At 72.2% G+C, this 13634-nt stretch carries 12 protein-coding genes; 2 read left to right on the forward strand and 10 right to left on the reverse strand.

The window, feature by feature from the left end:
• Window positions 1-44: 44 nt before the first annotated feature.
• From V3W47_RS15225 to V3W47_RS15270, 10 genes are all read right to left on the reverse strand, one after another.
• The gene (locus V3W47_RS15225; RefSeq protein WP_331826070.1) at window positions 45-806 is read right to left on the reverse strand and encodes a response regulator; all 762 of its coding nucleotides are present in this window, start codon (window positions 804-806) and stop codon (window positions 45-47) included.
• Window positions 807-879: 73 nt separating this feature from the next.
• Window positions 880-3633, reverse strand: coding sequence for an Hpt domain-containing protein (locus V3W47_RS15230; RefSeq protein ID WP_331826071.1), 2754 nt, complete (start codon window positions 3631-3633; stop codon window positions 880-882).
• 4 nt (window positions 3634-3637) lie between these two features.
• On the reverse strand, window positions 3638-5572 hold the full coding sequence (locus V3W47_RS15235; protein WP_331826072.1) for a HAMP domain-containing methyl-accepting chemotaxis protein: 1935 nt from the start codon (window positions 5570-5572) through the stop codon (window positions 3638-3640).
• 88 nt (window positions 5573-5660) lie between these two features.
• Window positions 5661-6074: a chemotaxis protein CheW gene (locus V3W47_RS15240; RefSeq protein WP_331826073.1), complete on the reverse strand. Its 414-nt coding sequence runs from the start codon at window positions 6072-6074 to the stop codon at window positions 5661-5663.
• 3 nt (window positions 6075-6077) lie between these two features.
• Entirely contained in the window at window positions 6078-6440 is a 363-nt protein-coding gene (locus V3W47_RS15245) for a response regulator (protein WP_331826074.1), read from the reverse strand.
• A 471-nt stretch (window positions 6441-6911) separates the two neighbouring features.
• Window positions 6912-7922, reverse strand: a complete 1011-nt coding sequence (gene rhaS, locus V3W47_RS15250; RefSeq protein ID WP_331826075.1) for a rhamnose ABC transporter substrate-binding protein — start codon at window positions 7920-7922, stop codon at window positions 6912-6914.
• Between the two features lie 124 nt (window positions 7923-8046).
• Entirely contained in the window at window positions 8047-9078 is a 1032-nt protein-coding gene (locus V3W47_RS15255; RefSeq protein ID WP_331826076.1) for an ABC transporter permease, read from the reverse strand.
• On the reverse strand, window positions 9075-10103 hold the full coding sequence (locus tag V3W47_RS15260; RefSeq protein WP_331826077.1) for an ABC transporter permease: 1029 nt from the start codon (window positions 10101-10103) through the stop codon (window positions 9075-9077). Before V3W47_RS15260 ends, V3W47_RS15255 begins: the two co-directional genes overlap by 4 nt.
• Window positions 10100-11614, reverse strand: coding sequence for a sugar ABC transporter ATP-binding protein (locus V3W47_RS15265; RefSeq protein WP_331826078.1), 1515 nt, complete (start codon window positions 11612-11614; stop codon window positions 10100-10102). The genes V3W47_RS15260 and V3W47_RS15265 overlap by 4 nt, the downstream gene beginning before the upstream one ends.
• Complete coding sequence (locus V3W47_RS15270; protein WP_331826079.1) at window positions 11607-11900, reverse strand: L-rhamnose mutarotase; 294 nt, start codon at window positions 11898-11900, stop codon at window positions 11607-11609. The genes V3W47_RS15265 and V3W47_RS15270 overlap by 8 nt, the downstream gene beginning before the upstream one ends.
• Window positions 11901-12108: 208 nt before the next feature.
• Here V3W47_RS15270 and V3W47_RS15275 point away from each other — a divergent pair, with 208 nt between their 5' ends.
• Window positions 12109-12891, forward strand: a complete 783-nt coding sequence (locus tag V3W47_RS15275; RefSeq protein ID WP_331826080.1) for a DeoR/GlpR family DNA-binding transcription regulator — start codon at window positions 12109-12111, stop codon at window positions 12889-12891.
• Window positions 12888-13634, forward strand: a 747-nt coding sequence (locus V3W47_RS15280; protein WP_331826081.1) for a TIM barrel protein, incomplete at its 3' end; no start/stop codon positions are given. The genes V3W47_RS15275 and V3W47_RS15280, both read left to right, overlap by 4 nt.

Below are 13634 nucleotides of genomic sequence, written 5' to 3' on the forward strand. Positions count from 1 at the left end.
ACCGCCTCGTCCGGGACCGCCCGCCACCAGGTCGCTTCACCGGATCACCGTGCCGCGACCGGGACCCGCGCCGAACGCAGCCAGCGCGTGAGGGCCTGGGCACCGGACGCGTCCGGCCACAGGGAGACGAGGTAGCCCCCCGCGTACTCGGTCAGCAGCAGGGTGCGGTTCTCGTACGCGACCTGAAGAATCTGCGGCTGCCGCGCCTCCACGTGCAGGCCCGCCGTGAAGGCGGCAGTCAGCAGGAAGCGGGCGTACAGGCCGAGGGTGGGGGGCAGGGGCGTGTGGCCCTGATGCAGCGGGTGGCCCCTGAGGTCGAAGAGGGTGACGGCCAGCAGGCCGGGCTGGGTGTTCAGGTGCGCGAGCAGCGCCGTCCACGCCCGGAGGTCCGGGTCGCTGGCCGCCGGGGCAGGGGACTCGGGGGTGGGGGCCGCCGTGCCCGTGCCTGCGCCCAGCAGCTCGGAGACCACGGGCAGCAGTTCGCCGGGCGTGAAGGGCTTCCGCATCACCCGCGCGACCCCCACCCGCCGCGCCTGCTGTTGCAGCGGTTCGTCCACCACGCCGCTCATGAGCAGGACCGGGAGACCCGGATACCGGGCCTGGACCGTTTCGGCGAGTTGCAGGCCGCTCATGCCGGGCATCAGCACGTCGGCGATCACCAGCCCCGGCGGGGGGTCGAGCTGGTTGAGGGCGTCCTCGCCGCTGTCGGCGGTGCGCACGCGCAGGCCCTGCGGGGCCAGGATGCGCTCGAGCGCCTTGCGAACGCTCACGCTGTCGTCGACAACCAGAATGTCTTGGGTGGTCATGGGAAACAGGCCTCCAGGGCGGGGTGGGAAGAGTTGGGACGGGCGAACCGGGAAGAACGGTGGGAAGCGCGGCTCAGCCGGGGCGGGCCGCCTCCCCCGTGACCCGGCCCCCCGTGCCCCGGCCCCCGGCGATCAGGTCGCCCAGCCGCCGGGCAAGGCGTCGCTCGTCGGCGGGCTTGGCGAAGTAATCGTCGGCACCGAGGTCCAGCGCGAGCTGCTGATGCTTCTCGCCCGTGCGGGTGGTCATCACCACGACCGGCAGCCCCGCCGTGACCGTGTGGCCGCGCAGGCCCTGAAGGACCTCGAAGCCGTTGGCGCGCGGCATCTCCAGGTCGGTGAGCACCACGTCCACGCGCTCCCCGCCGATCAGGCGGTCGAGGGCCTCGCGCCCGTCGCTGGCGGTGAGCACCGTGAAGCCCGCCCGGCCCAGCGCCCGGCCCAGGTGGCGGCGCACGCTGAGGCTGTCGTCCACCAGCAGCACGCGCCCAGGAGCGACCTCGGCCCCAGGGGTGCCCAGGCGAGGGGCCTGACCGGACGAGCGCCGGGCGGCGGCGGGCAGCCCCGATGGGTCGAGCACGGGCAGCGCGGTCCCGTCCTCGCCGACCGCCGTGCCCGCCAGGTAGCCCAGCGTGCCCAGCAGGGGGCCGGCGGACCGCAGCACGACCTCCTCCAGGTGGGTGAACTCGTCGGCGATCACCTCGACCTCCCCCGCCCCGGCCTCCAGGCGGGCGACGTACCGGACCGGGCCGGGCACCTGGCCCCACAGGGCGTGCAGGTCCACCCGCGCCACGTCCGCCCCGGCAGGTTCGGGGCCGTCCTCCAGGGGCCGCAGGCCGCGCACCCCGTCGGCGAGCAGGGCGAGCCGGACCTGCCCCACGCGGGCGACGAGGACCCCGGCGATCTGCTGGGTCAGCGGCACGTGCAGGGTGACGGTCGTGCCCTGGCCGGGGACGCTGTGCAGGCTGACGCGCCCGCCGAGGCCCTCGACCGCCGAGCGCACCGCGTCCATCCCGACGCCGCGCCCCGCCTCGTGGGTCACGGCCCCGGCGGTGCTCAGGCCCGGCACGAACACGAGTTCGGCGAGTTGTGCGTCGCTCAGCCCGCGCAGCTCCGAGGCCCCCGCGAGGCCCGCCGCGAGCGCCCGCTCCCGCACCTTCGCCAGCGGCAGCCCGCGCCCGTTGTCCTCGACGGTGACGTGGAGCTGCCCGCCCTGCGCGCGGGCGGTGATCCTCACGGTGCCGGTGGGGGGTTTGCCCCGCGCCACGCGCTCGGCCTCGGGTTCCAGGCCGTGGGTGGCCGCGTTCGTGACGAGGTGGAGCAGAGCCTGGGCCAGGGGGGGCACCGCCGCCGCATCGATGGAGAGGTCCTCACCCTCGGCGTGCAGGGTCAGGCCGCCGCGCTCGCGCGCCCAGCGGTGCAGCGGCGCGGTGGCGCGGGAGAGGGGGGTACGGCGGGCGCGGCTCACGTCCGAGCGCAGGCCCCGAGCCACCTTGTCCAGCCCCAGGACCTCCTCGCCGAGGTCGCCCAGCCCGGCGCGCGTGCCCTCCCGAATCTCCGCGAGGTCGGCGCTCAGCTCGGTCAGCGAGCGGGCCAGCACGTTCAGGTCGCTGTAGGTGTCGAGTTCCAGGGCGCTGAAGTCCGCGAGGCGCGCGTCCGTGGCGGGAGCGGGGGCGGCGTCCGCGCGGGCTGATCCGGCCACACCCACCGCACTCCCGCCCGCCCCACCCCCGCCCAGGGTGGGGTTGAGATACCGTTCCTCGAAGTCGCGCAGGGTCCGCTGCACGCGGGTATGCGCGGCGTCGAGGTGGTCGGCGAGGGTTCGCTGGCGTCCCACGAGGCCGCTCAGCCGGGCGCGCACCGTGACGAGGCGGCCCACCCCCTCCAGCATCGCGTCGAGCTGCTCGCCCTCCACCCGCACGGAGAGGCGGGCCGGGGCCGAGGCCGGGGCGGTGGGGGGGGAAGCCGCCGCGACCGCCGCCTCCCCGCGAACCAGGGCCTGGGTGCGCGTGGCGTGATCCCGCAGGGCCGCCTCCGGCACCGCGCCCTCACCCGCCGCCTCCGCGAGCACCCCCCCGGCCAGGGCGAGACCCTCCTCCAGCAGGGGGGCCGCCCGCTCAATGGACGTGCCCCCCTCGCGGACGTGGCCCAGCAGGTCCTCCAGGGTGTGGCCGAGGCCCTGAAGCGTGGACAGGCCCACCATCGCCGCGCTGCCCTTGAGGGTGTGGGCCGCGCGGAACATCGCGCCGAGGTCCTCGCCCCCCGCCGCGAGCTGGGCGCGCAGCGTCTCGATCAGCTCCCGCGCCTCGGGGGCGAAAAAGGACCACAGCTCCGCCTGTTCCTGGGCGAAGGGAACGTCCCCCGTCACTTCCTCCTCGCCCCCGCTGGCGACGGGCCGGAACGCCGCCGGGTAGGCCCGCAGCAGGGCGCTCAGCCCCGCCGCCCCCCCCAGCCGGGTGAACTCCAGCCCGACCGGCCCCTCGTCCAGCCCCGCCGCCACCCGGTCCAGCGCCCCGGTCAGGCAGGTGTGGGCGCACTCCAGCACGCCGACCACACCGCCGACCAGCGGCCCTGGGAAGTCCGCGCGGCCCTCCAGCAGCCGTTCGAGCAGTCCGGCGAGGGTGGCGGTCTGGGGGTGGCCGTACAGGGCGGCGGTGCCGCGCAGGCGGTGGGTCAGGACCGCGAGGTCCTCCAGTGCCCCCGCGCGGCCCTCCTGGAGCCACAGGCGCACGCTGGCGTCCTCGAGGTCGGCGAGGACCCCACGGGTGTCTTGCAGGTAGGTCTCGGTCAGGTCCCCGTACATGGAGTCCGACATGGCGCTGTCTGGCACGGCACTACACCGACAGGCGGAAGCGGGTGAGCAGCTCGCCGAGGTCGTCCGCCAGTCGCCGCAGGTCCTCGGCGGCCTGACGCCCCCCCGCAACCGAGGCGTTCGACTCGTCGGCAACGCGCTCGATGTCCTGCACCGCGCCGCCGACCTGCTCGACCTGCCGCACCTGCTCGCCCGTGGCCTGGCGGATGCGCTCGGAGAAGGCCGCCGCCTCCTGCGCCAGGCGGCCCAGCTCGCGGAGCTGCTCGCCCGCCGTGCCCGCCACCCGGTAGCCCTGCTCGACCTCGCGGGTGCCGTCCTCCACCGAGGTGACGACCTCCTGAATCTCGAGCTGCACCGTCTTGATCAGGGTGGCGATGCGCGCGGTGGCCTGCGCCGAGGAGTCCGCGAGCTTGCGAACCTCGTCGGCGACGATGGCGAAGCGGCTGCCCGCCGCGCCCGCCCCGGCGGCCTCGATGGCGGCGTTGAGCGCCAGCAGGTTCGTCTGCGAGGACAGCCGCGAGATGGTGTCCACGATGTCCTGAATCTCCAGCGACCGCTCGCCGAGCGTCTTGATGCGCCGCGCCACCCCCTGCACCTCGCGGCGGATGTTCTCCATGCCGCCCAGCGTCTCCTGCACGGCCTGCTGGCCCTGCTCGGAGGCGGCGAGCGCCTGTCGGGCCGCATCGGCGCTGAGCTGCGCGTCCCGCGCCACCTCGCGGATGCCGCCCGTCACGGTGCCCACCTGCGCGCTCACCTGCCGGGTGGCGGCGAAGGTCGTGTCCGCCGCATGCGCGATCTGCTCGGTGGTGGCGAGCATGGCCGCGCTGCCGCCGCTCACCGACGCCGCCGCCCCCTGCACCTCGCGCAGCACCTCCGCGAGTTCGTCCACCATCAGGTTGATGGAGTCCACCACGTTGCCCAGCACGTCCTCCGTGACCTGCCCGCGCTTCGTGAGGTCGCCCGAGGCGATGTCCATCGTCACGTCGAGAAACGAGCCGATGTTCTGCTGAAGGCGCTGGGCCTCCTCGCGCTCCCGCCCGACGTTGGCCTCGTTCTCCTGCAACTGGGCCGAGGCGCGGTTGAAGGCCCCGGCGAGCACGCCGACCTCATCGCGGCCCACGACCGGCACCTGCCGCCCCAGCTCCCCGGCCTCCAGGGCGCGTGCCCCGGCGGTGAGCTGGGACATGCGGCGCGTCAGCGAGCGGACGACCAGCCAGCTCAGCGCGGCGGCGAGCAGCAGCGCCAGCCCGGCGACGGCCAGCGTGGTCACGGTCGTCTGGCGGTCGGCGGCGCGTGCCGCCCCGTAGGACAGGTCGGCGAACTGCATGTTCACGTCGATGAGGCGGCCCATGTCGCCCCGGACCTGCGTGTAGCCCTGGTTCGTCTGGGTCAGCGCCCGCTGATCCGGGGTGCCCGCCCGCACGGAGGCGACGTAGGCGTTCAGGGACCGCTGGCTGCGCTGGAGGGCGGCGTTGAGGCTGGAGAGGTGGCCGACCTCGCTCTGCTGCCAGGCCAGCTTGCCGGCGTCCCGGAGCGTGGCCGTGAACTCGGGGCTGGCCGTCGTCACCCACTCCTTGTTGTAGCGCCCGATCACCTCCAGCGCCCCCTTGTTCGACTGGTCGAGGGCCTTGAGCAGGCTGGCGCGGTCCGCCGGCGTCAGCAGTGGGTCGCGCAGACGCTCGGTATAGAGCTGGACCTCGGTGAAGCGCATGTCGGCCTCCCCGATGGCCTCGATGGGGATGAGCATGAACTCGTAGATGTTCGAGAGGTTGTAGCGAATCTCGCGCAGGTTGCCCAGCGAGACGGCACCCACACTGAGCAGGCCCGTGAGGGGAATGACCGAGATCAGCAGCACCTTGCGGCTGAAGGGCATGTGGTCGAGCCAGGACGTGCGCGAGGTTTGGGTCTTCACCGGGCGGACGCGGCCCTGCGTGGGAAGTTCGAGACGGCTTTGCACGGGGACTCCTCTGGAGCTGGAAGGGGGGGGGAGGGGCGGGGGATGGGGGCTGAGGGAGTGGGAAAGAGGGGAGTGCCGGGAACGCGGCTCAGGCCCGGCTGCCGGGCGCGAGCTGTTGCCGGAGCAGGCGCATCAGGGCGGGCAGGTGCAGCGGGCGGGGATCGCCGGGTGTCGCCGCCTCCCCGAGGGGGTCCGCGTCACCAGACACCGGCGTCACCTCAGCGAACTCCCCCACGCTGTCCACCGCCAGCGCCACCTCCTCGCCCCCCTCTTCAGCCAGCAGGGTCAACCCGCCGGGGGTGAGGGCGTCGGGGCCGTGACCCAGCAGCGCGGCCACGCTGAGCAGGGGCACTGAGCGGCCATGCACGGCGGTCAGACCCAGCAGCAGCGGCTCGCCGTGGGGCAGCGGCACGACCGCCCCCCGCTCGACCACCTCGCGCCGCCCGGCTCCCGCCAGGCTGAGCAGGTGGCCGGCCACCTGAAAGGTCAGGGCGCGGGCCACGCCTCAGCCCACGTGCCGCGCCACGACGGCGAGCAGTTGCTCCGGGGTGTACGGCTTGACGAGGTAGTCGTCGGCCCCCTGGCGCAGGCCCCACTTCACGTCGGTGTCCTGGCCCTTGCTCGACACGAGGATCACCTTCAGGGCCTTGCCCCTGGGCGCGCGGCGCACGGCGCGCAGCACGTCGTAGCCGTTGCGGCCCGGCATCACCACGTCGAGCAGCAGCAGGTCGGGCTGCTCGCGTTCCACGGCCCCCTCGACCCCGGTCGGGTCGCCAAGCGGGATCACGGTGTGCCGGGCCGAGCGCAGCGCCGTCTCCATCAGCTTGAGGTCGGCGGGAGAATCGTCAACGGTCAGAATACGGGCCATGCGGAAACCTCCAGGTCTTGCTCGTCGGTGAGAACAAAAGGGTGCGGGGCGGCGGGAGTGGGGCGGGTGGGTGCTCTCCCACGTGTACTCATCTGGCCTGCTCCCAAATCTCGCCCCGGACGAACACCCGGAATCTAAGAAGAGGTTTCGCACATTGCTCTTACATCCCCCCGCGTTGAGGTGCGCGGAATTGTAGCTGCGGCCCCAGTCCGCTCCCCCCCCGGCAGTGGGGCCGGGAGCGCCGACCTCGCGGGCGAACACGCCGCCGCCCACCCCAACCGGAGGTCAGGAGGGCGGCGGCGTGCCGGTGAAAGAGGGTGAGTGGGCCGAAATGACGGTGCGTCGGGGCGGGGGGTCCTCACCGACAGGGGGCCAGGACCCCCCCGGCACCGCCGCCCGGCTCACGCATGAGAACTCCCCGCCGCAGAACGACGGGGAGCTGTCACGAATGCCGGGCAGTGCCCGCCCGGATCAGAAGTTGAACTTGTCGATGTTGTTCTTGTCGAAGACGGTCAAGGGGCCGAGGATCACCACGCCGTCCTTGCCGACCGTGCGCTGGCCGAGCTTCCCGGCGCTGAACTTCTCGCCCTCCTTGCCGGTGATCTGCCCGCTCACGAGCGCCGCCGCCGCGTAGGAGGCGAGGTAGCCGAGGTCCTCCGGGTTCCACAGCGCGAAGCCCTGCACGGTCCCGTTCTTCACGAACTCGCGCATCTGGTTGGGGGTGCCCAGGCCGGTGAGGGCCACCTTGCCCTTGTAGGGGCTGCCCGACAGGTAGCGGGCGGCGGCGCTGATGCCGACGGTGGTGGGCGAGATCACGCCCCGGAGGTTGGGGTAGGCCTGCATCAGCCCCTGCATCTCGGTGAAGGACTTCTGGTCGTCGTCGTTGCCGTAGGCGATTTTGACGAGCCGCATGTCCTTGTACTGGGGCTTTTTCAGCTCTTCTTGCATCACCTTGATCCAGGCGTTCTGGTTGGTGGCGTTCGGAGTGGCCGACAGAATGGCGATCTCGCCCTTGCTGCCGATCTGCCGCGCGAGGATTCGCACCTGGTCGCGGGCGATGGTGTCCGCGCTGGCCTGGCTGACGAAGACGTTGCGCCCGCCCACGGCCACGTCGCTGTCGTAGGTGACGACCTTCACGCCCTGGCTCATGGCCCGCTTGAGGTACGGCACGAGCGCGTTCTGGTCGCTGGCCGAGACCACGATGGCCTTCTGGCGCTGGGCGAGGAGCGTGTTGATATAGCTCACCTGGCTGCTCGCGCCCGCGTCGGACGGCCCGACCTGCTTGCCGACGCCCGCGAACTCCTTGACGGCGGCCTGCCCGCCCTTCCAGGCGGTCGCGAAGTACGGGTTGTTCACCTGCTTGGGCAGAAAGGCGATGGTGATGCCCTTCTGGAGGCCGGTCTGGGCGAGCGCGACGGCCCCCAGCGAGAGGGTGCCCAGCGAGAGGGTCAGGGCGGCGAGCATGGCTTTGCGGTGGTGCATGGGATTCCTCCGGGGAAAGGGAAGGGGAAGGCGGCGGGTTGGCGGGTTGGCGGGTTGGCGGGTTGGCGGGTGGACGGGAGGGAGGGAAAAAGGGCGCTGCGCCGGGGCACGTGAGGTCAGGGACTCACGGCGCGCCTCCCTTCGGACCCGCGAGGGTGCTCCGCCTCTGACGCGCGGCCCGGACACGTGCGGCGAGGTTCGGGCCGAGGACCGAGAGGATCAGGAGCAGGCCCGTGACGATGGTGAGAATCTCGTTCGGCACGTCCGCGAGGGTCAGCGCATTCTGGATGATGCCGATCAGGAACACGGCGGCGATCACGCCGATCACGCTGCCGCGCCCGCCGAAGATGCTCACGCCGCCCAGCAGCACCGCCGCGATGACGGAGAGTTCGAGGCCCACCGCGTTGTCCGCCCGCGCGCTGGAGAAGCGGAAGGTGTACACCACGGCGGCGAAGGCGCTCATCAGGCCCGAGAGGACGAACAGCAGCAGCTTCGTGCGCCCCACCCGCAATCCCGCGAAGCGCGCGGCGACCTCGTTCGCGCCGATGGCGTACAGCGAGCGCCCGAACGGCGTGGCGTGCAGCAGGGCGGCGGTGACGACGGCGAGGATCACGAACGCGACGATGGGGATCGGAAGCTGCGTGCCGGGCACCAGCCCGAAGCCCAGGTTGGTCCAGAAGGGGGGGAAGTCGGCCACGGCCCGGTCCCCCAGCAGGGCGTACGCGAGGCCCCGGTACAGGGCGAGCGTACCGATGGTGACGGCGAGCGAGGGCAACCCGAGGCGAGTGACGAGCCACCCGTTGAGGAGGCCCGCGAGCGCCCCGAGGCCGAGCGCCCCGAGGATCGCCAGCCCCATCGGGACCTGCGCGGCCCACAGCACGCCGAGCAGGGCGGAGCACATGCCGACGATGGACGCGACGGACAGGTCGATCTCGGCGGCGATGACCACCAGCGTCATCGTGAGGGCGATCAGGGCGATCTCCACGAGGTTCGAGGCGAGGTTCGAGAGGTTCGCCCCCGTGAGAAAGGCGTCGGAGAGGGTGGAGCCGACGAGCAGCGCCACGGCGACGAGCGCGAGGATGGTCGTCTCCCAGCCGAGCAGGCTGCGGGCGGGCCGCTGCGGGGCCGGGGGTGGGGCGGGCTGGGGAACGGTCAACGGTGGCTCCTTTCCTGCACCCTGCGGGCGGCGCGGCGGGCGAGAACGATGTCCACGCTGATGGCGAGCAGCAGCAGCGCGCCCTGAATGGCCTGCTGCCAGAACGCCGGGGCACGCAGGGCGACGAGGGCGCTCCCGATCACGCCGAGCAGCAGCGCGCCGATGCCCGCCCCCGCGACCGTGCCGACGCCGCCCGTGATCGCCACCCCGCCCACGACAGCGGCGGCGATGACCTGAAGCTCCAGCCCCGTCCCGGCGGCGGCGTCCACCGTCCCGAAACGCGCGAGGTACAGCACCCCCGCGAGGCCCGCGATGGCCCCGGAGAGGACGAAGCCCGTCAGGACGCGGCGGCCCACGTTGATGCCCGCGAGGTTGGCCGCCTCCACGTTGGAGCCGACCGCGTAATATTCCCGGCCCGAGCGGTACGAGCGCAGGTAGACGCCGAAGATCACCATCACCGCGAGCACGAGCAGCACGAGGGACGGCACCCCGAGGACGCTGCCGCTGGCGAAGGCGCTGAACGCCGGGGGGAGGTTCGAGGCCGTGATCTGTCCCCCCTGAACGACGGCGTAGTCCACCCCGCGAAACACGTACAGCGTGCCCAGCGTGGCGACGAGGGCGGGCACCCTCCCGTACGCGACGAGCAGGCCGTTCACCGCGCCGAGAGCCGCGCCGATGCCCAGGCCCGCCACGAAGGCCAGCCAGATCGGCATCCCCGGATTGGCGACGAAGAGCGACCCCGAGAGAAAGGCCGTGAGGCCGAGGATGCTGCTCACGCTGAGGTCCACGTGCTTCATCAGCAGCACGAGCGTCTGCCCGACGACGACGAGCGCGACGATGGAGACGTTGAGCAGCAGGTCCCGCAGGCTCTGCGCGCTCAGGAAACGCGGGTTGACGGCGGCGGTCACGGCGACGAGCGCCAGCAGGATCAGGATCAGGCTGGCCTCGCGGGCACGGAAGAGCCGCGTCAGGAGGCCGGGCGGGGCCGTGCCCGCCGGGTCCGAGGTCGAGAGTCCGGTCGTCACGCCACACCTCCCAGGGCCGTCTTCTGCCCGGTGGCGAGGTACATCACGGCCTCCTCGGAGGCGTCGCGCCGGGGCAGTTCGCCCACGAGTTCGCCCTCGCGCATCACCAGGATGCGGTCGGCCATGCCGAGCACCTCCGGGAGGTCGGAGGAGATCATCACGACCGCGAGGCCCCCGGCGGCGAGTTCGGCCAGGGTGCGGTGGACCTCCGCCTTCGCGCCCACGTCCACCCCACGCGTCGGCTCGTCCACGATCAATACCGTGGGGCCGGTGGCGAGCCACTTGGCGAGGACGACCTTCTGCTGGTTGCCGCCCGACAGGGTGCTCACGGGGTCGGTGAGGCGGTGCGCCTTGAGGCGCAGTTTGCTCGTCCAGTCGCTCGCGGTCCGCTCCTCCGCCGCGCGGTCCATCAGCACGCCGCGCCGCAGGCGACCCAGGATGGCGAGGGTGGCGTTGCGCTCGATGGACATCTCCATCACCAGCCCCTGCTGGCGGCGGTCCTCGGGGACGAGGCCGATGCCCGCACTCATGGCGGCGAGGGTGTCCCCGCCGGGAATGACCTGCCCCCGCACGCGCACCTCCCCGCCGTCGCGCGGGTCGATCCCGAAGATCGCGCGGGCCACCTCGCTGCGCCCGGCCCCGACCAGCCCGGCGAGGCCGACGATCTCGCCCCGGCGCACCTCGAAGCTCACATTCCGGAACACGCCGCGCCGGGAGAGGCCCCGCACCTCCAGGGCCACCTCGCCCGGCGTCACGGGGAGCTTGGGATACAGCTCGCTGACATCGCGCCCCACCATCCCGCGCACCACCGAGTCGATGGTGTACGTGGGGGCGGGACCGGAGTTCACCCAGCTCCCGTCCCGCATGATCGTGAAGCGCTGGCACTCAGCGAAGGCCTCCTCCAGGCGGTGCGTGATGAACAGCACGGCGGCACCGCGCGCGCGCAGGGTGCGGACGACCCGGAAGAGCCGCTCGGTCTCCTGCCCGGTCAGGGCGGCAGTCGGCTCGTCCATGATCAGGACGCGGGCCTGGAAGGAGAGGGCCTTGGCGATCTCCACGATCTGCTGGTCGGCGATGGAGAGGCCGCGCACGGGCCGGGCCGGATCGAGGGGCACGCCGAGGTCCCGCAAAATCTCGCCCACCCGCGACAGCATCGCGCGGCGGTCGATGCGCCCCCCCGCCCCCAGCGGCTGACGGCCCATCAGGACGTTCTCCGCCACCGTCAGGTCGGGAAAGAGCGTCGGCTCCTGGTAGATGATGGCGATGCCCGCGTCCCGCGCCTCGGCGGTGGTGTGGAAGGTGCGCGGCTGGCCGTCCACGAGGAGGTCGCCGCCGTCGGCGCGGTGGACGCCCGCCAGAATCTTGACGAGGGTGCTCTTGCCCGCCCCGTTCTCGCCGAGCAGGGCGTGGGCCTCCCCGCCGAAGAGGTCCAGACTCACGTCCACGAGCGCCCGCACGGGGCCGAAGCTCTTGCTGGCGTGGTGCAGGGCGAGAATCGGTTGTTCAGTCAAGGTGAAACACCTCCTCCAGCCGCAGGAAGCCCTCGTCCGGGGCCTTGCCGCCGAGGTCCTCGAAGAAGGGGGCCATCTCGGCCTGCCAGCGCGCGTTCACTTCACGCCCCCGCATGCCCTCCTGCGCGGCCCGCAGGTCCGGCGTCTCGAAGTAGCCGATCAGGAGACCGTCGTCCCCCAGAAACAGCGAGTAGTTGTGCCAGCCGGTCTCGCGCAAAGCCCCGAGCATGTCGGGCCAGACCTGGGCGTGCCGCGCCCGGTACTCGGCGAGGTGTTCGCCCCTCACGCGGAGCACAAAGCACACGCGGTGCCGCTGGGGCGGGGCTGAGGTGGACGCTGACGACACAGGGAAGCCTCCGGGACGGGAGCTGAGGGACCAAAAAGGTGCGCGCGGGGCGGCGCGGTAGGGTTGGGTTCTGCCCCACATCTAACACCGCCCCCCGCAAAATTGCAAGGTCTTGTCATTTTCGGCGCGAGTGATGTTAGATTGGGGCATGGTTTCCGAAGTGCTGAGGGTGGGTGCCGAACGCCAGCACCTGATCCTGCGGCGTGCGCTGGCGGGGCGTGTCGTGAAGATCAAGGACCTCGCCGCCGAACTCGGCGTCCACGAGATGACCGTTCGGCGCGACCTCGACCAGCTCGCCGAACAGGGCTACCTGGAGCGGGTCCACGGCGGTGCCCGGCTGCTGGAAAAGGCCAGCGAGGAGGTGGCCCACCAGCTCCGCGCCACGAAGAACACCGAGGCCAAGGACAGCATCGCCCGCGCGGCCCTGGACCTGATTCAGGACGGCGAGGTGGTCGCCCTCGACGCCAGCACCACCGCCCTGGCCCTGGCCCGCGTCCTGCACGCGCGCAAGGTCAGCGCCATCGTCAGCGGGCTGGACGCGGCGAACGTGCTCGCGCAAAGCGGCGTGCCCTTCGCGATGGTGGGCGGGAACTTCCACGCGCCCGCGCGCTCGTTCGTGGGGGCCTTTTTCACGGACACCATCGCCCGGCTGCACCCCGACAAGGTGTTCTTCTCGGCCAAGGCCTTCTCCCCCGCAATCGGCTTCACGGACGCGCACCTCCCGGAGGTGGGGGCCAAGCAGGCGCTGATCCGCTCCGGGAGCACCGTGGTGGCGCTGCTCGACGCCTCCAAGTTCGCCCGCCGGGCGCTCGCCACCATCACCACGCTGGATCAGGTGGATGTCCTCGTCACCGACCAGCCGCCCTCAGCCGACGTTCAGGCGGCCCTCGACGCCGCCGATGTCCAACTCGTCACCCAGGAGGCCCGATGAACACCGACGCGCTCTTCCCCGCCCTCGACCAGCAAAGAATCGAGACCCCCAGTTGGGGCTACGGCAACTCCGGCACGCGCTTCAAGACTTTCTCCACCCCCGGTGCCGCCCGCACCGTCCACGAGAAGATCGAGGACGCCGCCGAGGTCCAGCGCCTGACCGGCATTGCCCCCTCGGTCGCCCTCCATATCCCGTGGGACGAGGTGGAGGACTACGCCGAATTGCGCCGCTTCGCCGAATCGCGCGGCGTGACCCTCGGCGCGATCAACCCCAATGTCTTTCAGGACGACGCCTACAGGTTCGGCTCCATCGCCCACCCGGACGCGGCGGTGCGCGAGCGGGCGCTGAGCCACCTCCTCGACTGCGTGGGCATCATGCGGCAGACCGGCTCCCGCGACCTCTCGCTGTGGTTCGCGGACGGCACGAACTACGCCGGGCAGGACGACCTGCGGGCGCGCAAACGGCGGGTGCGCGAGGCCCTGCGACAGGTCCACGACGCGTTGCCCGACGGCGCGCGGATGCTCGTGGAATACAAGCTGTTCGAACCCGCCTTCTACGCCACCGACCTCTTCGACTGGGGCGCGGCCTATGCCCACTGCCTCGCGATAGGGGAGAAGGCGCAGGTGCTCGTGGACCTCGGGCACCACGCGCAGGGAGTCAACATCGAGCAGATCGTCGCCTTCCTGCTCGACGAGGGGCGGCTGGGTGGCTTCCACTTCAACGCCCGGCGCTACGCGGACGAC

The sequence above is a fragment of the Deinococcus sp. YIM 134068 genome (assembly GCF_036543075.1).
Classification (GTDB): domain Bacteria; phylum Deinococcota; class Deinococci; order Deinococcales; family Deinococcaceae; genus Deinococcus; species Deinococcus lichenicola.

What these genes read in the sequence shown, in the direction of transcription:
- V3W47_RS15225 (WP_331826070.1), bottom strand. Translation starts at nt 806, where the DNA reads ATGACCACCCAAGACATTCTGGTTGTCGACGACAGCGTGAGCGTTCGC.
- V3W47_RS15245 (WP_331826074.1), bottom strand. Translation starts at nt 6,440, where the DNA reads ATGGCCCGTATTCTGACCGTTGACGATTCTCCCGCCGACCTCAAGCTG.
- rhaS (WP_331826075.1), bottom strand. Translation starts at nt 7,922, where the DNA reads ATGCACCACCGCAAAGCCATGCTCGCCGCCCTGACCCTCTCGCTGGGC.
- V3W47_RS15275 (WP_331826080.1), top strand. Translation starts at nt 12,109, where the DNA reads ATGGTTTCCGAAGTGCTGAGGGTGGGTGCCGAACGCCAGCACCTGATC.